The following is a 21566-nucleotide window of genomic DNA, read 5'->3' on the forward strand; positions in this document are numbered from 1 at the left end:
GATCGTCCGGGATCGCACGCCCCGTCGAACCCGCGGGCTCGGGCCGGCGTCTGCCGGCACGCGGCCGGCGATCAGTCCTGAGCCAGGATCGAGTAGAGCTTACGCCGCGCCTCGTCGAGCACTTCGACAGCCTGCGCGACCTGCTGCGGCGTGCCGCTGCGACCGACCTGGGCGGCGGCCTGTGCGAGCTTGGCACCCGACTTGGGCAGCGCCGAGGTGCGACCGGTGTCGCGTGAGCTGAACGATTCCCACGGCGCGGACTTGTCCTCGGCCGACGCCGTGGCCTCGGCCCGGCCCGCCTCGGTGAGCGAGTACGTCTTCTTGCCGTTGGACTCCTCCGCCGCGACCAGTCCCTCGTCGGCGAGCAGCTGGAGAGTCGGGTAGACGGAGCCGGGGCTCGGCTTCCACGCACCGTCGCTGCGCGCCTCGATCTCCTGGATGATCTGGTATCCGTGCATGGGCTTCTCCGCCAGCACCGCCAGCACCGCCGCACGGACGTCGCCCTTGGCGACGCGCGGCGAGAATCCCTTCTCGAAGGCCTCGCGCAACTGATCCATCGCGTCCCACAGGCTGTTGGGCAGGCCACTGCCCTGACCTCCTGGACGCGAACCGAAACCGGGGAATGAACCACTCATGGCTGTCTCCTAACGAGCGTCTGCCGATACCCCGACGATACATACCGATATATCGGTGCGGAAGGGCACCGGCCTGGGTGTTCCCTGTGTCACCGCTGAGAGGTCACCACCCCATGGAGCCCGGAACGCCCTTGAACGGGCCGGCGATGTCGGGGGTGATCCACCCGCCGTAGAAGCGGCCCGGCTGGGGTGTCACCTCGACCCCGTCGATCGTGCAGCGGTCCATGTCACGGGCGTAGACCGCCACCCGATCGGCCAGCTGCTCGTAGCCGGCCGCGGGCCGCGGATACGTCCACGCCGCCCGTGGCCGGACCTCGCCGCCGCCGCGCACGTCGAAGTAGCGCGCGCCGCCCTTGAACTCGCAGAACGAGGAGCCCTCCCCGTGCGTGAGTGCGCCGTCGGCGAACGCCGCGATCGGCAGGTAGTAGACGGGCGGGTGGCTCGTCTCCAGCACGCGCACGACATCGTCGGTGTCGAGGATCTCCCGGCCGCCCAGCTCGATGCGCACCCGCCGCGCGACCCGCTCGACGCGCGGCGGTCGGGGGTAGTCCCACACCGACTCCTGGCCGGGGCCGACGGGATCGGGCTCGGGTCTCATGGGCGACCGTATTCCTCGAGCCAGCGCAGCCATACCTCGCTGATCGTCGGGTACGACGGCACCGCGTGCCACAGGCGGTCGATCGGCACCTCGCCGACCACGGCGATCGTCGCGGCGTGGAGCATCTCGCCGACGTCCTGTCCCACGAACGTCGCCCCGACGACGATGCGGCGATCCTCGTCGACGATGACGCGGGCGCGCCCGCGATAGTCGTCGGCGTGCTCACTCGCGCCGGCGAGCCATGAGAGGTCGTAGTCGATCACGCGGATGCGCAGGCCCGTGGATCGAGCCGACTCCTCGGTGTGCCCGACCGCGGCCACCTCCGGATCGGTGAAGACGACCTGCGGCACCGCCGAGTGATCGGCTGTCGCCACGTGCGCTCCCCAGGGGCCGTCGTCGACCTCGCGCTGCGTCGCGCGGGCTGCGATGACGTCGCCCGCCGCGCGGGCCTGATACTTGCCCTGATGCGTGAGCAGGGCGCGATGGTTGACGTCGCCCACGCCGTAGAGCCAGTCCACGCCGCGCACGCGCAGCGTGTCGTCGACATCCAGCCAGTCGCCCGGCGCCAGCCCGACCGCCCCGAGCCCCAGGTCCTCCGTGCGGGGCCGCCGCCCGGTGGCGACCAGGACCTCGGCGGCGCGCACCTCGGACCCGTCGGAGAGCGTGAGCACGACACCGTCGGCGTCGCGGCCGGCACGTTCGACCTCGACGCCGGTGCGGACGTCGGCGCCGGCATCCGTCAGCGCCTGCGCCACCGCCTCACCGGCGAACGGCTCGACCCCGCGCAGCAGACCGGAGCGCGCGATGACCGTCACCTCCGCGCCGAGTGACGTGTAGAGCGTCGCCATCTCGCTTCCGACGACGCCGCCGCCGAGGATCGCGAGGGACGCCGGGACGTCCCGCACGCCGGTCGCGTCCCGGCTCGTCCAGGGCTGCGCCTCGCGCAGGCCGGGGATGTCGGGCACCAGCGCCGCCGAGCCGGTGCACACGGCCACGGCATGGCGGGCCCGCAGGACGGTCTCGGCGCCGTCCGCAGCAGCCACGGTGACCTCCCGCTCGCCGCTCAGGCGTCCGTGGCCGCGGACCAGGTCGATGCCCGCCCCGTGCAGCCACTCCACCTGTGAGCTGTCGTCCCAGTCGTGGACCAGCACGTCGCGCCGGCGCAGCGTCGCCGCCACGTCGACCGTGCCGGTGACCGCCTGCGCGGCGCCGCCGACGGCCCGGGCGGCACGCAGGGCGGCGCCAGGCCGCAGCAGCGCCTTGGAGGGGATGCAGGCCCAGAAGGAGCACTCGCCTCCGACGAGCTCGCTTTCGACCACGACGGCCGACAGGCCGCCCTGTCTCGCGCGGTCGGCCACGTTCTCGCCGACGGGCCCCGCGCCGATCACGATCAGGTCGTACTCCCGAGCAGTCATGCGCCCAACGTAGCGGCGCCCCCCGACGGCGGGCGAGACCCGCCCTCGTGATGAGTGTGGCCGGGCCGCAGCACAGACGATGCGCGCAGGTCAAGATCCGGCATCAACGGGCCCGATGTCGTCGACGTGTGGTTTTCTGGGTTCTCCGCCGAAAGGACAGCATGGCGATCGAATTCCGCGCGGTTTCCAAGCGCTTCGCGGACGGCACCCTCGCCGTCGATGACTTCAGCCTGCTTCTCCCCGCACACAAGACGACGGTCCTCGTCGGCTCGTCGGGGAGCGGCAAGACGACGCTGCTGCGCATGATCAACCGCCTGGTCGAGCCCTCGGACGGCGTCATCACGATCGACGACGAACCGATCTCGCAGCGCCACCCGGTCGCACTCCGGCGCGGGATCGGGTACGTGCTGCAGAGCGCGGGCCTGCTCCCCCATTTCTCGGTCGTCGACAACATCGCCACGGTGCCGGTGCTCACGGGCGTGCCGCGGGCGCAGGCGCGGCGGCGCGCCCTCGAGCTCATGGATGTCGTGGGCCTGGAGCGAGGGCTCGCCAAGCGGTACCCGAGTCAGCTCTCCGGTGGGCAGCAGCAGCGCGTCGGCGTGGCGCGGGCGCTCGCCGTCGATCCCGACATCCTCCTCATGGACGAGCCCTTCGGGGCCGTCGACCCCATCGTGCGACGCGAGCTGCAGGCCGAGATCATCAGGCTCCAGCGGGAGCTGCACAAGACGATCGTGTTCGTCACGCACGACATCGACGAGGCGTTCCTCCTCGGCGATCAGGTGGTGATCCTCGAGAACGGCGCCCGCGTCGCCCAGATCGGCAGCCCGAGCGAGATCATCGAGAACCCCGCGAGCGACTTCGTCGCCGATTTCATCGGCGCAGAGCGCGGCACTCGCGCGCTGCGGGCGAAGCAGACGCCGCAGGGCACGGTGCTCGTCGATGCCGCGGGGCGCACGCAGGGCGTGCTGGTGGAGGACTCGCCGTGAGCTGGGTGCTCGACAACCTGGACCTCATCGGCGCGCTCACGGTCGACCACCTGCGGCAGAGCGCCATCGCGATCGTCATGGGATTCGCCGTCGCCATCCCGATCGGGTGGCTCGCGTTCCAGTACACGCGGCTGCGGGGCCCGGTGCTCACGGTCGTCGGGCTGCTGTACACGATCCCGTCCCTCGCGCTGTTCCCGCTGCTGCAGCTGCTGGGCATCCCGTTCCTGTCCGAACTGAACCTGATCGTGGCGCTGGCGATCTACGCCGTCGCGATCATGACCCGATCGGTCACCGAGGGCCTGGCCTCGGTCGATCCCGCCACGCGCAGCGCGGCCGTCGCCGTCGGCTACGGCACCTGGCGACGCTTCTGGACGGTCGACTTCCCGCTGGCCGGCCCGGTCATCCTCGCCGGGCTGCGCGTCGCCGCGGTGTCGACGATCTCGCTGGCCACCGTCGGTGCCCTGGTGGGCGTGCAGAACCTCGGCTATCTCTTCACGAACGGGTCGCAGCGGCGGATCGTGGCCGAGGTCTTCGCCGGAGTGGTGGCCGTCGTGGTGGTGGCGCTGGTGATCGATCTGCTCCTGGTCCTCCTCGGCCGCGCGCTGATGCCCTGGGTGCGCAGGACCTCGCCGACGCGCGCCTCGCAGCGGCGGGCGGTGTCGACGGCGGTGGCGACGTGAATCTCCTCGCCGAGGCCCTCGCCTGGATCTTCTCGCCCGACCGCCTCACCGGCTCGCTTCCGCTGCCGACCGCGATCGCGCAGCACCTGGCGTTCACGTTCGGCTCCGTGGCCATCGCCGCGGTGATCGCCATCCCCGTCGGCTGGGCGGTCGGCCACACCGGGAGAGGACGCGACGTGGTCGTCTTCCTCAGCGGCGCCGCGCGGGCCCTCCCCGCGCTCGGCCTGGTGGTCCTGCTCGTGCTGCTGGTAGGGGTCTCGCAGAAGACCGAGGCCGCCGTCGCCGCCTTCGTGCTCCTCGCGATCCCCTCGATCCTCGCCGGTGCGTACGCCGGCGTCGAGGCGATCGACCGCTCCGTGATCGATGCCGGGCGCGCGATGGGAATGACCGAGTGGCAGATCCTGTTCCGGATCGAGATGCCCCTCGGACTCGCACTCCTGATCGGCGGACTGCGGTCCGCCACTCTCCAGGTGGTCGCCACGGTGACCATCGCGGCCTATGTCGGCCTCGGCGGCCTCGGGTTCTATCTGATCCAGGGGCTGGCTCTGCGCCGGTTCGACCAGATCCTCGGCGCCTCCATCGTGATCGTCGCGCTCGCGCTCGCCCTCGACGGCCTCTTCGCCCTTCTCGCCCGCTTCGCTGTGCCTCGCACCGACGGTCCCCGCTCGCGCCGCGAGGCCGCGGCGCAGGCGCTCGCCCCCGTCCCCCAGCTGTCCCGCTGACCCCTCACCACATCGGAGGTTCCCCCATGTCCACAGCACGCACCCGCCTCGCCCTGGCGCTCGCTGCGACAGCCGTCACCGCGCTCACCCTCGCCGGGTGCGCCTCCAGCGACCCGCTCGAGAGCGACGGCGGAGACACCGGCGACGCCGGCGACTCGTCGACCATCGTCATCGGGTCGCAGGCGTACTACTCCAACGAGATCATCGCCGAGATCTACGCCCAGGCCCTCGAGGCCGAAGGCTTCACCGTCGAGCGCGACTTCAACATCGGCCAGCGCGACGCCTATATGCCGGCCATCGAGGACGGCTCGATCGACCTGTTCCCCGAGTACACCGGAAACCTCCTGCAGTACTTCGAGCCGGACACCACCGCCACCACGCCCGACGACGTGTACGCGGCGCTGCAGGACGCCCTCCCCGACGGGCTGACCGTCCTCGAGCAGTCCTCGGCGACCGATCAGGACTCGTACAACGTCACAGCCGCGTTCGCCGAGGAGAACGGGGTCGCCTCCATCGCCGACCTCGCCGGCATCGACGGGCTCGTGCTCGGCGGCGCGCCCGAGCTCGAGGAGCGCCCCTACGGCCCGAAGGGCCTCGAAGAGGTGTACGGCGTGACCGTGTCGTTCCAGGCCACCGCCGACACCACGGTCGAGGAGCTCGTCGCGGGCAACATCCAGGTCGCCAACGTCTACAGCGCCGACCCGCGCATCGAGACCGAGGATCTGGTGACGCTGGAGGACCCGGAGGGTCTGTTCCTCGCGTCCAACGTCGTCCCGCTGGTGAACGCCGACGTCGCCGAGGAGATCGCCGACGTCATCAACGCCGTGAGCGCCGCGCTGACCCCCGAGGGCCTGGTGGCGATGAACGTGCAGTCCACCGAGGAGCAGCTCTCCGCCGAGGACATCGCCGCCGCGTGGCTCGCCGACAACGGACTGGCCTGACGCTCCCGGCATGACACGTCACGCCCCGCCCGGCCGCCTTCCGGCCGGGCGGGGCGTCGCGCGTGACAGACGCTCAACCCGGATGGCACCGCGCACCGCGGGCGTTGCGCGAGCCCGCAGGTGCGCCGAGAGGCCGGCGGAACGCTCACGCCGCCGCAGGGCGCGGGGCGGTGGAGCGCGGGGCGAGTGCCGGCGTGAGGGCTTCGCGCCCGTCGAACACGAAGCAGTCGCCGTTCCAGTGGGCGCCGCCGACGCGCTCGAAGTACCCCAGGATGCCGCCGTCCAGCTGATAGGCGTCCACGCCCGCCTCGCGCAGGTAGATCGCGGCCTTCTCGCAGCGGATGCCGCCCGTGCAGTAGCTCACGACGGTCTTGCCGGCGAGGTCGGGCGCGGCGGCGGCCGCGGCATCCGGGAACTGCGTGAACCGCTCGATGCGCCAGTCGATCGCACCGTCGAAAGCGCCGTAGTCCACCTCGAACGCGTTCCTGGTGTCGACCAGCACGACCTCTCGACCCCGGTCGTCGCGTCCCTCGTCCAGCCACCGACGCAGCGTCTCGGGCGCGACAGCGGGCGCGCGCTCGGCGTCCGGGCGGATCGTCGGGTGGTCCATGCGGATGATCTCGCGCTTGACCTTGACGAGCATCTTCCCGAAGGGCTGCGCGTCGGACCAGCTCTCCTTCGTGGTCAGCGGCGCGAACCGGGGGTCGATCCGCAGCTCGTCGATGAAGGGGCGCACGGCGTCGGCCGCGCCCGCGAGGAACAGGTTGACGCCCTCCTCCGCGATCAGAATCGTGCCCTTGAGCCCGGCCGCGAGCGCTCGCTCGCGCAGCACCTGCCGCAGCGCGCCGGGGTCGGCGATGCGGGTGAACAGGTACGCCGAGACGTTGAGAACGGATGCCACGCCCTCCAGCCTACGGAGCTGTTGGCACCGCCCCACGCAGCCGCGGGCACCCTCTCGGCGTCCGGTACCGCGGCGGTCCGACGCGGTCAAGACCCTCGCGCGCGGTCCGCGCAGGGTCGAAGGTGGGAGGACGTCAGCGGCGCCGCCGCGACACGACGGCAGGAGTGAGATGACCGATCCGACCCTCCCCGAACCGCTCCCGGGCCAGACGCCGCCCGGCGAAGTGCCGCCGGGCCCGCCCTCGCCGGCACCCGCCGACCCGCCGCCCGGGCTGCCGACGGAACCGCCGGCACCCTGGCCGGACGAGCCGCTCGCGCCCAACCCCGAAGAGCCGACGTTCCCGCAGACGCCCGAGACGCCGTTCCCCTGAGCATCACCGCTGCTCAGGCGCGTGCCGGACACGTCCACCCGGGCGTCACCGTGCGCGCACGCGTCCGGAGAGCAGGCGCTCGGCGACGTCCCAGACCCGCGCGCCGGCAGCCGGATCCGTGACCCGCCGGTATGCCTTCAGCGGACCGGCAGCACCCCCGAGGTGCAGCGGTCCGAGCGGTCCGAAGAAGCCGGGAGGCGCGGCATCCGTCACCGTGGCCAGCAGGGCCGGCTGCGCGGCCTCGGCGGGCGTGTTGCCCCATCGCTCGGCCAGCGCCTCGCCCGCACCGCCGCGCCTGCGCTCGCGCATCGCGGGCGCGATGGCGGTGCCGGGCGCGATGCCCGGATGGCTGAGGTGCACCGTCAGACGCCCGTCGCTCGCGGCGGAGCGCCGCGCGAGCTCGTAACCGAACAGCCCGAGCGCGACCTTCGATGCGCCGTACGCGCGCAGGGGCGCGTAGCGACGCTCGCTCTGCAGGTCGTCCCACGCGAGCCGTGCCACACCGGCGGCGAGGCTCAGCTGGATCACGACCCGGGTGCGCCGGTCGCGCAGCAGCGGCAGGAGCGCGGTGGCGAGCGCGAAGTGCCCGAGGAAGTTGGTCTGGAAGTGCAGCTCGAAGCCGTCGACGCTCGTGTGCCGCTCGCCGTCTCCGAGCAGCACGATGCCCGCGTTGAGCACCACGATGTCGAGGGGCGCGCGTTCCGCGGTGAGGGCCGCCGCCAGTGCGGCGACGGAGTCCAGCCGGGCGAGGTCGAGATCGCGAAGCTCGATGCGGGTCTGCGGGGCCGTGCTGCGCAGGCCCGTGACCGCGCGCTCGCCCTTCTCGCGGCGACGGACCGGCAGCACCAGGTCGGCTCCTGCCGCGGCCAGCCCGCGCGCGATCTCCACTCCGACGCCGTCGCTCGCCCCGGTGATCAGAGCCGTGCGGCCCCGCAGGTCGGGCAGCGCCACAGGCGGGGCGGGAGTGCGGGCCATGGGTCCTCCGTTCGGCGTCCGTCAGTCAGGAGGGGCGACAGATGCCGCTGATACCACGGGCAGTGGACCCGCACCGGTCTCCACGGCCCGGCCCGCCGCGAGCACGATCGCCTCACCGAACGGCGGGCCGATCAGCTGCACGCCGGTCGGCATCCCGTCGCCGCCCATGCCGGTGGGGAGCGCGAGCGCCGGCAGCCCCAGGAAGTTGGCCGCCACGGTGAGCCACAGTGCGCGCCAGGCTTCGTCGGCTGCGGACGTTCCGCCGAGGTCGTAGTCCGGTTCGCGCATCCTCGTCGTCGAGACCGGCCCGAGGATCAGCGGGACCTCGGTCTGGAGCCGCCGCCATTCCGCCGCGATCACCGCGCGCCGCGCCCAAGCCGCGGCGTACTCGCGCGCCGTCTCGTACGGCCGGGCCGCCGCCGTGCTGTCGCGCAGGAACGCGGTCGCCGAGCGCCCGAGCGGCTGGCCGAGGGCGGCGGGGTCGAGGGAGATCAGCATGTCGGTGCACGAGAGCCTGCGCCACAGCACCGCAGCCTCCTCGAGCAGAGGTGGGTCGAGGTCGACCGTCTCCCACCCGGCCCGGCGGAGTGCCTCGGCGGCGCGCTCGATGCCCGCGGCGACGTCGCGGTCGACCGGCGCTCCGCCCGGGTCGCGCACCACGCCGACGCGACGCGGAACGTCGTCGGCGCGGAGAGACGGCGCGTCGAGCGAGACCGGGTCGTCGGCATCCCACCCGCTCATCACGTCGAGCGCGAGGCCGACGTCGTCGACGCTGCGCGCCAGGGGTCCATTGACCGAGAACTCCTGCAGCGTCAGCGCGACCGGACGGTCCTGCACCGCCGCCCGGGGAACGCGTCCGCGCGTGGGACGCATCCCCACGATCCCGGCCGCGTAGGCGGGAAGGCGAAGGGATCCGCCGAAGTCGTTCCCGAGCCCGACGGCGCTCATGCCCGTCGCCGCGGCCACGGCGTCGCCGGCGCTGGATCCGCCGGGGCTGCGCCCGCGGTCCCATGGGTTGAGCGTGCGGCCGAAGAGATCGTTGTCGGTGTCCCAGCGCATGCCGAAGTCGGGCATGTTGCCGCGACCGATGGGCACGGCGCCCGCCGCCCGCAGTCGCCGGACGATCGTCGCGTCGCGCGCCGGCACGGCGTCGGCGAGGCCGCGCCAGCCGTTCGTGGTCGCCGACCATGTGAGCTCGATGTTCTCCTTCACCGACACCGGGACCCCGGCGAGCGGACCCGGATCGCGCCCGTCGGCGATGGCCGCGTCCACGTCGGCGGCCGCAGCCCGTGCCCTGCCGGCGAAGACGACGGTGAGCGCGTTGAGGTCACCGTTGCGGTGCGCGATCCGGTCGAGGTGCGCTTCGACGACGGCCACGGCGGTCGTCTCGCCCCGGCGCACGGCGGCGGCGATGTCGACGGCGGACGGCAGAGCGGTCGGAGTCATCGGTTCCATCCCACCACGACCACCGGCGCCGCGTCAGCCGTTAGCACGCGGACGCGCGGAGGGCAATCCCCGGGCCTGCGCGGCCGGCTCTGGCTACCGTCGATGACACACCCCACCGCGGCGCGGATCCCTCACGGCCGGTCCCCCGCGGCAGGCGACCGACGAAACGGAGCGACAGTGGCGACGACGACCGCGAAGAAGAGCACGGCGAAGAGCAGCACGAACTCCTCCGGAGCCTCGGCCAACAAGAGGCGGGCCGCGCGCGGCGGAGCCGGCGCCGAGCTCACGCCGGAGCAGAATGCGGAGCGGGGCTTCACGGCCTCCGAGACGCTCAGCGAGAACCTGCAGAAGGTGCTGGTCGACCTCATCGAGCTCTCGCTGCAGGGCAAGCAGGCGCATTGGAACGTGGTGGGCCGCAACTTCCGCGACACCCACCTGCAGCTCGACGAGATCATCGAAGCCGCACGCGACTTCGCCGACACCGTCGCCGAGCGCATGCGCTCGCTGCACGCGCTTCCCGACGGACGCAGCGACGAAGTCGCACGGACCACCACCCTCCCGGAGTTCCCGCAGGGTGAGATCGCGACGACGGAAGTCGTCGATCTGATGACGGAGCGATTGGATGCCGTGGCCGCGACGTGCCGCGACGTCCACGACGACGTCGACGAAGAAGACCCCACGAGTGCCGACATCCTGCACGCCATCCTCGAGCGGGTGGAGCAGCTCTCGTGGATGGTGAGCGCGGAGAACCGCACCCCGCAGCGGTGATCCCAGGCGCCCTGACGCTGCCCGCCCGTCCCCGGACCGGCGGGCAGCGCCGCGTCCGGGCACGGCGGCACGGTCGCGCGACCGCGGCCGCGATAATGGGAGCATGACCGGCGGCTACAGCGCGATCTCGAGCTATTCGCGCGTCGAGATCATGCGTCTGCTGCAGGAGCGCCCGCAGCGGGCCGTCGCCGAGCTCGTCGAGGCGACCGGACTCCACGCCAACACGGTCCGCGAGCACGTGCAGCGTCTCATCGACGCCGGCTACGTCATCGCCGAGACCGAGCGTCGCACCACCCGCGGGCGACCGCGCGTGCTCTACTCGGCGGCGACGGGCGCCGCGCAGGCGTCGAGCCCCGTGGCGGCGCGCCGGGCCGAGGAGGCGGCGCGCCGAGGCGACCTCCTGCGCCGCGTGTACGGATCGGACGCGGATGCCGAGCTCGGCGCGGATGCCCTGCACCAGCTCGACGCACTCGTGGAGGACCTGGGCGACGCCGGATTCGACCCCGTGGTCGACGAGCGGGAGCTGACGGTCGACCTCACGCCCTGCCCGCATGCGGCCTCGGCCGACCATCGGGGCGTGCTGTGCGGCGTCCACGTCGGCCTCATGGACAGCGTGCTCGCGCAGGCCGGCGGACCGCTGCGGGTCGAGGGTATCGCGCCGTCGTGCGACCCGACGCAGTGCGTCGTGCAGCTCGCCGCGGCCCCCGCCTGAGCGTCAGCCCGGCGCCGGCACCCGCACGCGGTCGGGCCGCGCGTAGACGTTCATCGACGACCCGCGCACGAACCCGACGAGGGTGAGCCCCGAGGCGGCCGCCAGCTCCACCGCGAGCGAGGACGGCGCCGAGACGGCGGAGAGCACCGGGATGCCGGCCATGACCGCCTTCTGCACGAGTTCGAAGCTCGCCCGGCCCGACACCTGCAGCACGGTGCCGCCCAGCGGAAGGCGGTCCTCCAGCACCGCCCACCCCACGACCTTGTCGACGGCGTTGTGGCGGCCGACGTCCTCGCGAAGGACGAGGAGCTCGCCGGTGGCGGCGTCGAAGAGCGCCGCGGCGTGCAGACCCCCGGTCTTGTCGAACACCGCCTGCCCGGCCCGCAGCGCGTCGGGGAGCGCCGCCAGGGTCACCGCGTCGACGGTCGCGGCATCCGTCGACACGTCGTAGCGCGATGATTTCTCGATCGCCTCGATCGACGCCGTTCCGCACACGCCGCACGAGCTGGTCGTGTAGAAGTTGCGCGCGATGTCGGTCACCGGCGGCGTGACTCCCGCGGCGAGCGCGATGTCCAGGACGTTGTACGTGTTCTCGGTGGCCGCGGCCGTGCCGACCAGGGCCGGCCCGATCGTGAGGAGCGGCCCGTCGCCGGCGGGAGCGGCCGCAGCCCCGGTGCCGGGACCGCCGCAGTGGATCGCCGACCGGACGTCGCGGCCCTCGGTGATGACACCCTCCGACACCAGGAATCCTGCGGCGAGCTCGAGATCATGCCCGGGGGTCCGCATCGTGACGGTCAGCGCCTCGCCGCCGATGCGGATCTCCAGCGGCTCCTCCACGACGACGGTGTCGGCGCGGCGCCGGACGGCCGCGCCGCCGTCGCCGAGCGCGATGCGGGTTACGGGGGTGCGGGTGGTGAGGCGTCCCACGTCAGCCGCCGATGGCGTTCATGCCGCGCGCGGGCTGCAGGAACGACGGATCGTTGATGGCGTGCCCCGGCATCTTCCCCCGCACGCAGGAGCGCAGCATCCCGTCGATCTCGCCCTCGTCGCCCCCGGCGCGGAGGATCGGGAGCAGGTCGTACTCGGTCGTGGAGAACAGGCAGTTGCGCAGCTGGCCGTCGGCCGTGAGGCGCAGCCGGTCGCAGTCGCCGCAGAAGGGCGCGGTGACCGAGGCGATGACGCCCACCGAGTGGGGGCCGCCGTCGAGCATCCAGCGGGCGGCCGGCGCTCCTCCGCGCCCGGGCACGGGGGTGAGCGTCCATCGCGCCGACAGGGTCGCGAGGATCTCGTCCTGCGTGACCATGCGTGCGCGGTCCCATGTGTGACCGGCGTCGAGGGGCATCTGCTCGATGAAGCGCATCTGCGCATCGTGGCGGATCGCGAACTCCACGAGGTCGACCAGCTCGTCGTCGTTGACGTCTCGCATGGCCACCGCGTTGAGCTTGAGGGGACGCAGGCCCGATGCCTCGGCCGCCGCGATTCCCGCCAGCACGTCCTCGAGGCGGTCACGGCGCGTGAGCTCGCGGAAGCGGTCGCGCCGGAGCGTGTCGATGGAGACGTTGAGGCGCTGCAGGCCGGCGTCGACGAGCGCGGGCAGCAGCTCGGGAAGACGGATGCCGTTCGTCGTCATCGCGATCTCGACGGGACTGCCGGACGGGCCGATGATCGCCGCGAGGCGACGCACCACCTCGACGATGTCGGTGCGCAGCAGCGGCTCGCCGCCGGTGAGCCGGAACGTGGTGATGCCGTCGGCCGCGGCCACGCGCGCGATGCGCTCGATCTCGTCGAGGGACAGGATGCTCGTCTTCGCGAGCCACTCGTTGCCCTGTTCGGGCATGCAGTAGGTGCAGCGCAGCGAGCACCGGTCGGTGAGCGAGATCCGCAGGTCGCGGTGCACGCGTCCGTGCGTGTCCACCAGCGGCGCGCCGAGGCCGGCGTCCGCAGCGGATTGAGCGGATGCCGGGGGCAGCGGCATCCGTCGTCCGATCGTGACCGGGATCGCGGTCACGCGGACGGCCCCGTTCGCAGTGCCCGACTCGCCATGGTTCGAGGGTAGCCGCGTCGGGAGGCGGGGGCGCCGCGGCCGCCCGATTATTCACGGCCGGCGAGGCCGTCGGCCGACGGCGTTCCTGCCACGCTGGGGTGCGACGGGCGCCCTGCGGGGAAATGTCGCCCGTGTGGTCTGACCACATGTTACTGTGGTCAGACCACGTCCGAAGCGATCGGAGAACGCATCGTGGATCTGCTGGACCCTCTCCTGCTGGCGCGCTGGCAGTTCGGCCTCACGACGCTGTACCACTTCCTCTTCGTGCCCCTCACGCTGGGCATGGCGCTGACCGTCGCGATCTTCCAGACGGCGTGGTTCCGCACGGGGAATGTGAAGTGGCTTCACCTCACCCGCTTCTTCGGCAAGATCTTCCTCATCAACTTCGCGATGGGCGTCGTCACCGGCATCGTGCAGGAGTTCCAGTTCGGCATGAACTGGTCGGCCTACTCGCGGTTCGTCGGCGACGTCTTCGGCGCCCCGCTCGCCTTCGAGGGCCTCATGGCCTTCTTCTTCGAGGCGACCTTCATCGGCCTGTGGATCTTCGGGTGGGACAAGCTGCCGCGCGCCCTCCACCTCGCGAGCATCTGGATCGCCACCGTCGGCGCGTGGTTCTCGGCGTACTTCATCCTCGCGGCCAACGCCTTCATGCAGAACCCGGTCGGCTTCCGCATGGCCGACGACGGCTCGCGCGCCGAGATGACCGACTTCTTCGCCGTGCTGTCCAACCCGGTGGCGCTCGCCGCGCTCCCCCACACCCTGTTCGCTGCGTTCATGATGACCGCCGGCGTCATCATCTCGATCTCGGCCTGGCACCTGCTGCGCAGGCAGAACGTCGAGATGATGCGCTCGTCGCTGAAGTACGGCCTGTGGGGCATGATCGTCGCCTTCGCCGGCGTGGCGCTCTCGGGCGATCAGCTCAGTCTCGTGATGGTCGCGACGCAGCCGATGAAGATGGCGGCGGCCGAGGCGATGTTCGACAGCGCGTGCGGGGCGGATGCCTCGTTCTCGGTGTTCACGCTCGGCACGCCCGACGGCTCGACCGAGCTGTTCTCGATCCGCGTGCCGTACCTGCTGGCGCTGCTGTCGACCCACTCGCTGGACGGCTGCGTCGAGGGCATCAACGACCTCAACCTGCAGTACACGACCGAGCTGTTCCCGCAGTTCGCCGACCAGGTCGACGGCAACTTCGCACCGATCCTCTGGGTCACCTACTGGTCGTTCCGCTGGATGATCGGCCTCGGTGGCATCGCCGCGCTGACCGCCGTCGTCGGCCTGTGGCTCACGCGCAAGAGCGCCAAGCGCGAGGTGCCCGCGTGGGCATGGAAGCTCGCGATCTGGGCGTGGCCGGCGTCGCTCTTCGCGATCCTCGTGGGCTGGGTCTTCACCGAGATGGGCCGCCAGCCGTGGATCGTCTTCGGCCTCATGCTCACCGAGGACGGCGTCTCGCCCTCGGTGCCCGGATGGACGGTGCTGATCTCGCTCGTCGCCTTCACCCTGGTCTACGCCGCGCTGGCGGTCGTGGAGGTCGGCCTCATCATGAAGACCGCCAAGAAGGGCCCCGAGCCCCTCCCCGAGCCGGGCGCGCCGGACCCGCGCACCCTGGCGGTCGAAGACACCCCGACGACGGTCTACTAGGAGCCCCGGAGCAACGTCATGGATCTCGCCTACCTCTGGTTCTGGATCGTCGGATTCCTCTTCGTCGGCTACTTCGTGCTCGACGGGTTCGACTTCGGCGTCGGCATGTCGCTGCCCTTCCTCGGCCGTGACGACGTCAGCCGCCGCCAGGTCATCAACACCATCGGTCCGGTGTGGGACCTCAACGAGACCTGGGTCATCGTGGCCGGCGCCTGCCTTTTCGCCGCGTTCCCCGAGTGGTACGCGACGCTGTTCAGCGGCTTCTACCTCGCGCTGCTGCTGATCCTGCTCGCCCTCATCCTCCGCGGCGTCTCGTTCGAGTACCGCCACCAGCGGGACTCGCTGCGCTGGAAGAAGGGGTTCGACACCATGATCATCGTGGGCTCCGCCGTGCCGGCGCTGCTGTGGGGCGTCGCCGTCGCCAACATCGTGCAGGGCGTGCCGCTGGATGCCGACCACGAGTTCACCGGGTCGCTGCTGACGCTGCTGAACCCGTACGGGCTCCTCGGCGGCCTCACGACGCTCCTGCTGTTCTTCACCCACGGCGTCTACTTCGTCGCCCTCAAGACCGACGGCCAGGTCGCCGCGGATGCCCGTCGCCTGGCGGGCCGCGCAGGCCTGCTGACGATCGTCGTGGCGGCGGCGTTCCTGGTGTGGACCGTCGGCATGGCGTTCGGCGAGGGGCGCGACTTCGCGCTCGTCACGGCGGTCCTGTCGGCCGTGGCGGCCACGGTGCTCATCGCGTCGTGGCTCGCCAACGCCCGCGGGCGCGAGGGATGGGCCTTCGGCTTCGGCGCCGTCACGATCGTGTCGGCCGTGCTGGCGGTGTGGTTCGCGCTGTTCCCGTACGTGATGCCCTCGACGACCGATCCCGCCGGCTCGCTCACCATCGAGAACGCCTCGAGCACCGACTACACCCTGACGATCATGTCGTGGGCGGCCCTCATCTTCCTCCCGCTGGTGCTCGCGTACCAGGGCTGGACCTACTGGATCTTCCGCAAACGCGTCACCCGCTCGCACATCGAGGCGGCCGCGGCGGCGCCCGTGCACTGAGACGGCGAGGGGCGCATCGGTAGGGTCGAAGGAGCAATGGACGACACGCAGGACGACGGACCGCCCCCGAGCTCAGGCAAGCCCGTCGACCCCCGGCTGCTGAGGTACGCGCGCGCATCGCGGTGGTTCTTCGCCGCCGTCGCCGCGATCGCCCTCGCGCAGACCGCCGTGATCGTCGCGTTCGCCTGGCTGCTCACGCGCGCGGTCACGGACGCGATCGACGGGATGCCGCTTGCTGCTCTGACGCCGACGCTCGGCGCGCTCGCGCTCGTCGTCGCCGCGCGGGCCCTTCTGCTGTGGGCGCGGGAGGCCGTCGCGGCGCGCGCAGCGGCACGCGTGCAGTCGCAGCTGCGGGCGGCGCTCGTCGACGCCATCGGGACGCTCGGGCCGGAGTGGCTCGCGGGGCGCAACTCGGCTTCGCTCGCGGTGATCGCCGGGCGCGGGCTCGACGCCCTCGAGGCCTATTTCGGGCGCTACCTGCCGCAGCTCGTCCAGACCGTCGTCGCGACGCCGCTCATCCTCGCCGTGATGTGGTGGGCGGACTGGATCTCGGGGCTCACGGTCCTGCTCACGCTCCCCCTGATCCCGATCTTCATGGTGCTCATCGGCCTGGCCACGCGCGCTGTCCAGCAGCGGCAGTGGCGGACGCTGCAGCGCCTGGCGGCCCGCTTCGCCGACACCGTGCAGGGGCTGTCGACGCTCAAGGTGTTCGGGCGGCAGCATCGCGCCGCGGCCTCCATCGAGCGCGTCACCGACGACTACCGCCGCGAGACCATGCGCGTGCTGCGCGTGTCGTTCCTGTCGGGGTTCGCGCTGGAGTTCCTCGCGTCGATCTCGGTCGCGATCGTCGCGGTGTCGATCGGCTTCCGACTCATCGACGGCGCACTCGCCCTCGGCGTCGGCCTCTTCGTGCTGCTGCTCGCGCCCGAGGCGTACCTGCCGCTGCGGCAGGTGGGCGTGCAGTTCCACGCGGCCGCCGAGGGCATCGCCGCGACCGATGACGTGTTCGACGTGCTCGACGCGGCCCGCGCGAGGGGACCTCGGCCGGTGTCGGGCGCCTCCGCACCTTCCCCTGCCTCGCGCGCGGACGGCACGGCGCCCGTCCTGCGCCTGGACGCCGTGCGCGTGCGGCGCGGCGAGCGGCAGTTGCCGCCCGTCGGCCTTACCGCCGCGCCGGGGTCCGTCACCCTGATCGAGGGCCCGAGCGGCGCCGGCAAGTCGAGCCTCTTCGCAGCCCTTCGCGGCGTCGCGGCGTTCGACGGCGACGCGTCCTGGGACGGCGTCGACGTGCGGGCGCTCGCGTCGTCGGACTGGCTGGCGTGGGCCGGGCAGCGACCCGGCCTGATGACGGGGACGATCGGCGACAACGTCGCCCTCGGCGACCTCGTCCCCGACGCCGCCGTCGTGCGCCGCGCGCTCGACCTGGCCTGCGCCGGCGGGCTCGATCCGGCACACGGACTGGGGGTGCAGGGTTCGGGACTCTCGGGCGGCCAGGCCCAGCGGGTGGCCGTCGCACGCGCCTACTACCGCCATCTGCGCGGCGCCGCACCGGTGATCGCGCTCGACGAGCCGAGCTCGGCGCTGGACCCCGAGACGGAGCACCGGCTGTGGCGCGGCATCCGCCAGCTCGCCGACGACGGGGCGACGGTGCTGCTGGTGTCACATCGGACGTCCGCCCGCGCGATCGCGGACGACGTGGTGCGGCTCGAGCCGAGCGAGGTGCCGGCATGACCGCCGCCGGCGCGGTGCTGCGCGGAGCGATGCCTCCGGCCCGACGGTTCTGGTGGACGATCGCGGCGGGTTTCGCCTCCGAGGCGTCGGCCGTGGCGCTGCTCGCCGTGAGCGCGTGGCTCATCGTGCGGGCGAGCGAGCAGCCGCCGGTGCTGTACCTGTCGTTCGCCGTCGTCGGTGTGCGCTTCTTCGCCATCTCACGCGCCGTGTTCCGCTATCTGGAGCGCCTCACCGGCCACGACGCCGCACTGCGGCAGCTCTCGTCCACGCGCGCCGACCTCGTGCGGCGCCTGGTCCCGCTCGCCCCCGACGGGCTGGGCCGCACCCGTCGCGGCTCGGTCCTCGGCGCGCTGGTCGACGACGTCGACGAGCTCCAGGACCTGCCGCTGCGGGTGGTGCAGCCGCTGGCGTCGTCGGCGCTCGTGGCCCTCGGCGCCGTCGTGCTCGTCGCGTTCGTCTGGTGGCCGGCTGCGCTCACCCTGCTGGCGTGCCTCGTGGTGGCGGGTGCGGTCGCGACACTGTGGGGCTGGGCCGCCGGCGCCCGGGCCGAGCGCACGATCGCTCCGCTGCGAGCCGATCTGACCGACGCGGTCCTGGACCACGTCTCGAACCTCGACGTGCTCGCCGCGTACGGCGCCGAGGAAGGCAGCCGGGACCGGATCGAGCGGGCCGACGCGGCGCTCCGCCGCGCGGTCGTCCGGCGGGCCGGCGCCCAGGCGGGCACCACCGCCCTCGTCTCATTGCTGGCCGGCGCCGCCTCGATCGCCGCGGTGCTCGTGACGGCGCCGGGCGTGGCATCCGCGACCCTCGACGGCCCGGCGCTCGCCGTGGCCGTCCTCGTGCCCATGGCGGTCTTCGAGGTGTTCGGCGCCGTCGCGCTCGCGTCGGCGGCCTGGCGCAAGGTCCGTTCCGCCGCCGGCCGGCTCGCGGACGCACTGCCCGCCACCCCGCCGCGCGAGCTCGCACCCGAGACGGCGTCCCCCACCGGCGAGGCGCCGGAGCTGGGAGAGGGCGTTCGCCTGCGTGGCGCGAGTGTGCGCTGGCCGGGTGCGGCGCAGGCGTCGCTGCACGACGTGGATCTCGACATCCGGCCGGGCGAACGGATCCTCGTCCTGGGCTCCAGCGGCGCCGGCAAGAGCACCCTGGCGCACGCGCTGGTGCGCTTCCTCGAGACCGAGGGCTCCTACGAGATCGGCGGGCGCTCGGTGCACGACCTCTCCCCCGACGACGTGCGGCGGTCGGTCGGCCTCTGCGAGCAGCATCCGATGCTCTTCGACGAGGACATCCGCCAGAACCTGCTCTTCGCGCGCGACACCGCCACCGACGCCGACCTCGAGGCGGTCCTGGACCGCGTGGGGCTGGGCGCGTGGCTGCGCGAACGGGGCGGGCTGGACGCCCGGGTCGGCGAGCGCGGGGCGCTCATCTCGGGCGGGCAGGCGCAGCGCATCGCCCTGGCCCGTGCGCTGCTGCGCGGCTTCCCGGTGCTGGTGCTCGACGAGCCGACCGCGGGCGTCGACCCCGAGGCATCCGCCGCGCTGCTCGTCGACCTTCTGGGCGCGGTGCGCGACGACCAGGCCGTCGTGCTCATCTCGCATGTCGCCGTGCCCGAGGCGCTCGTCGACCGCGTCGTGCGCATCGACGACGGCCGCCTGCACGACGGGTCGACACCGGGGCGCACGCCTGACGCGCGGCCCGCGGTCAGTCCGATGCGGCCGTGACCTCCGCCTCGTCCCCCGTGCCCGACTGAGCCTCCGCGGTCGCCGTGATGCGCCGCGCCATGCCGGCGAAGACGAAGCCGTGGAAGGGCAGCACCGCCAGCCAGTAGAGACGGCCGGCCAGCCCGCGCGGGAAGAACACCGCCCGCTGGTCGTACTGTGACCCGCCGCGCTCCTCATCGGCGGAGGAGCGCAGCTCGAGCCAGGCCAGACCGGGAACCTTCATCTCGGCGCGCAGGCGCAGCATGCGCCCCGGCTCGAGGGCCTCGACCCGCCAGAAGTCCAGTGCGTCGCCCACGGCGAGGCGGTCGCGGCTGCGGCGGCCGCGTGCGAGTCCGATGCCCCCGACGAGCCGGTCCATCCAGCCGCGGATGGCCCACAGCACCGGTGAGGAGTACCACCCGTTCTCGCCCCCGATGCCGATGATCACGCGCCACAGCGCCTCGGGAGAGGCGGAGGTGTGCGCGGAGCGGACGTCGGTGAAGACCACGCGGCCCGCCCAGTCGGGGTCGTTCGGCAGCGGGTCGCTCGGCGCGCCCATCACCTCGGAGTCCTGCCAGCTCGTCTCGATGGCGTCCGCCTCGACCCGGCGCAGCGCCCGGCGCACGGCGGTGCGGTACGGCATGAGGCCGTCCTCGGGCGGCGGGATGAGGGCGTCGACGTCGTGGTCCTTCATGATGCACTCGTTCTGCAGGGACTCCACGAGAGGCCGCGCGATCGACCGCGGGATCGGGGTGACGAGGTTCACCCAGTGCGAGGCGAGGCGCGGCGTGAGCACGGGCAGCGCCGCGATCGGCCGCTGCGGGAGGCCGGCCTCGACGGCGTAGCCGTTCATCATCTGGCCGTAGCGCAGCACGTCGGGTCCTCCGATGTCGACGGCGCGGTTCACCTCGGCGGGCACCCGCGCCGCGCCGAGCAGATAGTGCAGCACATCGCGGACGGCGATCGGCTGGATGCGGTTGCGCACCCACTTCGGTGCGGGCATGTAGGGCAGCACCTCGGTGAGGTGGCGGACCATCTCGAACGACGCCGAGCCGGATCCGATCACGACGCCGGCCTGCAGCACGAGGGTCGGCACGCCGCTGTCGAGGAACATGCGGCCGACCTCGACGCGCGAGCGCAGGTGGGGTGAGAGCGGAACCCCTTCGGGATGCAGGCCGCCCAGGTAGACGATGCGGCCCACGGATGCCGCCGCGGAAGCCTTCGCGACGGTCTCGGCGGCGCGCCGGTCCGCGTCGCGGAAGTCCTTGCCGCCCGACATCGAGTGGACGAGGTAGTAGAGCACGTCGACGTCGCGAACGGCGTCGGCGACGGATGCCGCGTCGGTGGCGTCGCCGTTGACCACCTCGACCCGATCGCCCCACGGGAAGGCCGACGCCCGCGCCGGGTCGCGGACGAGCACGCGCACCTCGTACCCGGCGGCGAGCAGGCGCGGCACGAGGCGCCCGCCGATGTACCCGGTCGCACCGAGCACGAGGGCACGCGGTGCGCTGCCGTCGGGGCGCGGCAGGGCCGACAGCACCGGCTCACGGCCGGTCGGCGAGGAGACGTCTTCCACAGGGGCAGACTACGCGCGCCCCCGCGCGACCCGGCAGGCTTGACGACCCGGCCCCGAGGGCGTAGTCAGAGGCGCTTGGCGAAGACCTGCGTGCCCTCGGGCGACGCGAGGGGCTCGAAGCCGACGCGCGGGTAGAACGCCACGGCTCCGGTGTTCTCGGCCGAGGCGACGAGGTGCAGGCCGCCGACACCGGCGGCGCGCAGGGCGTCCTCGAGGGTCTCGATGAGCCGGCGGCCGAGTCCCTGCCCCTGGGTCTCGGGGAGCAGATCGATGTGGAGATGGGCCGGGTACTCGTCGCCGAACGGCTGAGAGCCGCCGCGGCGCGCGTGCGCGTACCGGACGATGCCATCCTGTCGCGAGACGCTCACCGGCTTCGGATCGCCCTCGGGCCGGGGCCACCGCGTCGCGTGCCGCGGCCACCACTCGGTGGCGAACCAGTCCTCGAACGCCGCGGAGTCGGGCGCCCCCACGATGTACCCGACGACCCGGCCGTCGTCGGCCTCGACGACGAAGGCGAACTCGGGGTGGCGCGCGACGTACGGCAGGACGAAGATCTCGGCCCAGAGATCGTCGTCGTCGAGCAGCCCGGTCGCGTCGGCGCCGGCATCCGCCGTCCTGAGACAGATTTTGGCGAGCGCCGGCTCGTCACCGGCGCGGAAGGGGCGGATGCTGCTCACC

21 protein-coding genes are annotated in these 21566 nt (G+C 72.7%); 11 read left to right on the forward strand and 10 right to left on the reverse strand.

Annotated features, from left to right (window positions below; genetic code table 11):
• Window positions 1-71: 71 nt before the first annotated feature.
• From ACWGUG_RS10050 to ACWGUG_RS10060, 3 genes are all read right to left on the reverse strand, one after another.
• On the reverse strand, window positions 72-635 hold the full coding sequence (locus ACWGUG_RS10050; RefSeq protein ID WP_336394925.1) for a PadR family transcriptional regulator: 564 nt from the start codon (window positions 633-635) through the stop codon (window positions 72-74).
• A gap of 103 nt (window positions 636-738) precedes the next feature.
• Window positions 739-1233: a DUF427 domain-containing protein gene (locus tag ACWGUG_RS10055; protein ID WP_452324583.1), complete on the reverse strand. Its 495-nt coding sequence runs from the start codon at window positions 1231-1233 to the stop codon at window positions 739-741.
• Window positions 1230-2648 carry a dihydrolipoyl dehydrogenase family protein gene (locus tag ACWGUG_RS10060; protein ID WP_452324584.1) on the reverse strand — a complete coding sequence of 473 codons (1419 nt, stop codon included), beginning with the start codon at window positions 2646-2648 and terminating at the stop codon, window positions 1230-1232. The genes ACWGUG_RS10055 and ACWGUG_RS10060 overlap by 4 nt, the downstream gene beginning before the upstream one ends.
• A 161-nt stretch (window positions 2649-2809) precedes the next feature.
• On the opposite strand from ACWGUG_RS10060, the gene ACWGUG_RS10065 reads away from it, so the two are divergent.
• Genes ACWGUG_RS10065 through ACWGUG_RS10080 form a run of 4 tightly spaced genes read left to right on the forward strand, consistent with a single transcriptional unit; the run spans window position 2810 to window position 5977 of the window.
• Complete coding sequence (locus ACWGUG_RS10065; RefSeq protein WP_452324585.1) at window positions 2810-3634, forward strand: ABC transporter ATP-binding protein; 825 nt, start codon at window positions 2810-2812, stop codon at window positions 3632-3634.
• Entirely contained in the window at window positions 3631-4314 is a 684-nt protein-coding gene (locus ACWGUG_RS10070) for an ABC transporter permease (protein WP_452324586.1), read from the forward strand. The genes ACWGUG_RS10065 and ACWGUG_RS10070 overlap by 4 nt, the downstream gene beginning before the upstream one ends.
• Window positions 4311-5036: an ABC transporter permease gene (locus tag ACWGUG_RS10075; protein WP_336394920.1), complete on the forward strand. Its 726-nt coding sequence runs from the start codon at window positions 4311-4313 to the stop codon at window positions 5034-5036. Before ACWGUG_RS10070 ends, ACWGUG_RS10075 begins: the two co-directional genes overlap by 4 nt.
• 26 nt (window positions 5037-5062) lie before the next feature.
• On the forward strand, window positions 5063-5977 hold the full coding sequence (locus ACWGUG_RS10080) for an ABC transporter substrate-binding protein (protein ID WP_378884530.1): 915 nt from the start codon (window positions 5063-5065) through the stop codon (window positions 5975-5977).
• 145 nt (window positions 5978-6122) lie between these two features.
• On the opposite strand, the gene ACWGUG_RS10085 is transcribed toward ACWGUG_RS10080, so the two are convergent.
• Window positions 6123-6878: a sulfurtransferase gene (locus ACWGUG_RS10085; RefSeq protein ID WP_452324587.1), complete on the reverse strand. Its 756-nt coding sequence runs from the start codon at window positions 6876-6878 to the stop codon at window positions 6123-6125.
• 169 nt (window positions 6879-7047) lie between these two features.
• On the opposite strand from ACWGUG_RS10085, the gene ACWGUG_RS10090 reads away from it, so the two are divergent.
• Window positions 7048-7248, forward strand: a complete 201-nt coding sequence (locus ACWGUG_RS10090; RefSeq protein ID WP_336394917.1) for a hypothetical protein — start codon at window positions 7048-7050, stop codon at window positions 7246-7248.
• Between the two features lie 45 nt (window positions 7249-7293).
• Here ACWGUG_RS10090 and ACWGUG_RS10095 read toward each other — a convergent pair whose 3' ends face one another.
• Both ACWGUG_RS10095 and ACWGUG_RS10100 read right to left on the reverse strand, forming a co-directional pair.
• The gene (locus ACWGUG_RS10095; protein ID WP_452324588.1) at window positions 7294-8223 is read right to left on the reverse strand and encodes an SDR family oxidoreductase; all 930 of its coding nucleotides are present in this window, start codon (window positions 8221-8223) and stop codon (window positions 7294-7296) included.
• A gap of 21 nt (window positions 8224-8244) precedes the next feature.
• Window positions 8245-9669 (reverse strand): amidase, encoded by a 1425-nt coding sequence (locus ACWGUG_RS10100; RefSeq protein WP_452324589.1) that lies wholly within the window; start codon window positions 9667-9669, stop codon window positions 8245-8247.
• A gap of 177 nt (window positions 9670-9846) precedes the next feature.
• Between ACWGUG_RS10100 and ACWGUG_RS10105 the strand changes: the two genes are divergently transcribed.
• Both ACWGUG_RS10105 and ACWGUG_RS10110 read left to right on the forward strand, forming a co-directional pair.
• Window positions 9847-10437, forward strand: coding sequence for a Dps family protein (locus ACWGUG_RS10105; RefSeq protein ID WP_452324590.1), 591 nt, complete (start codon window positions 9847-9849; stop codon window positions 10435-10437).
• Window positions 10438-10540: 103 nt separating this feature from the next.
• Window positions 10541-11149 (forward strand): helix-turn-helix transcriptional regulator, encoded by a 609-nt coding sequence (locus tag ACWGUG_RS10110; RefSeq protein WP_378884544.1) that lies wholly within the window; start codon window positions 10541-10543, stop codon window positions 11147-11149.
• A gap of 3 nt (window positions 11150-11152) precedes the next feature.
• Here ACWGUG_RS10110 and fdhD read toward each other — a convergent pair whose 3' ends face one another.
• Window positions 11153-12076, reverse strand: coding sequence for a formate dehydrogenase accessory sulfurtransferase FdhD (fdhD, locus tag ACWGUG_RS10115; RefSeq protein WP_452324591.1), 924 nt, complete (start codon window positions 12074-12076; stop codon window positions 11153-11155).
• Window position 12077: 1 nt separating this feature from the next.
• Complete coding sequence (gene moaA / locus ACWGUG_RS10120) at window positions 12078-13124, reverse strand: GTP 3',8-cyclase MoaA (protein ID WP_452324776.1); 1047 nt, start codon at window positions 13122-13124, stop codon at window positions 12078-12080.
• A 261-nt stretch (window positions 13125-13385) separates the two neighbouring features.
• Between moaA and ACWGUG_RS10125 the strand changes: the two genes are divergently transcribed.
• From ACWGUG_RS10125 to cydC, 4 genes are read left to right on the forward strand one after another with little or no spacing between them, the layout of a single operon-like run.
• Window positions 13386-14831 (forward strand): cytochrome ubiquinol oxidase subunit I, encoded by a 1446-nt coding sequence (locus ACWGUG_RS10125; RefSeq protein ID WP_336394911.1) that lies wholly within the window; start codon window positions 13386-13388, stop codon window positions 14829-14831.
• Window positions 14832-14849: 18 nt separating this feature from the next.
• Entirely contained in the window at window positions 14850-15884 is a 1035-nt protein-coding gene (cydB, locus tag ACWGUG_RS10130; protein WP_336394910.1) for a cytochrome d ubiquinol oxidase subunit II, read from the forward strand.
• Between the two features lie 36 nt (window positions 15885-15920).
• Window positions 15921-17615 (forward strand): thiol reductant ABC exporter subunit CydD, encoded by a 1695-nt coding sequence (gene cydD, locus ACWGUG_RS10135; RefSeq protein ID WP_452324592.1) that lies wholly within the window; start codon window positions 15921-15923, stop codon window positions 17613-17615.
• On the forward strand, window positions 17612-19333 hold the full coding sequence (gene cydC / locus ACWGUG_RS10140) for a thiol reductant ABC exporter subunit CydC (protein WP_452324593.1): 1722 nt from the start codon (window positions 17612-17614) through the stop codon (window positions 19331-19333). Before cydD ends, cydC begins: the two co-directional genes overlap by 4 nt.
• Here cydC and ACWGUG_RS10145 read toward each other — a convergent pair.
• Together ACWGUG_RS10145 and ACWGUG_RS10150 are read right to left on the reverse strand one after the other, a co-directional pair.
• Window positions 19314-20888: an SDR family oxidoreductase gene (locus ACWGUG_RS10145; protein WP_452324594.1), complete on the reverse strand. Its 1575-nt coding sequence runs from the start codon at window positions 20886-20888 to the stop codon at window positions 19314-19316. The two genes, cydC and ACWGUG_RS10145, sit on opposite strands and share 20 nt — an antisense overlap.
• A gap of 65 nt (window positions 20889-20953) precedes the next feature.
• Complete coding sequence (locus tag ACWGUG_RS10150) at window positions 20954-21565, reverse strand: N-acetyltransferase family protein (protein WP_452324595.1); 612 nt, start codon at window positions 21563-21565, stop codon at window positions 20954-20956.
• Window position 21566: the final 1 nt, after the last annotated feature.

This window comes from Microbacterium sp. NPDC055455, from assembly GCF_053619935.1.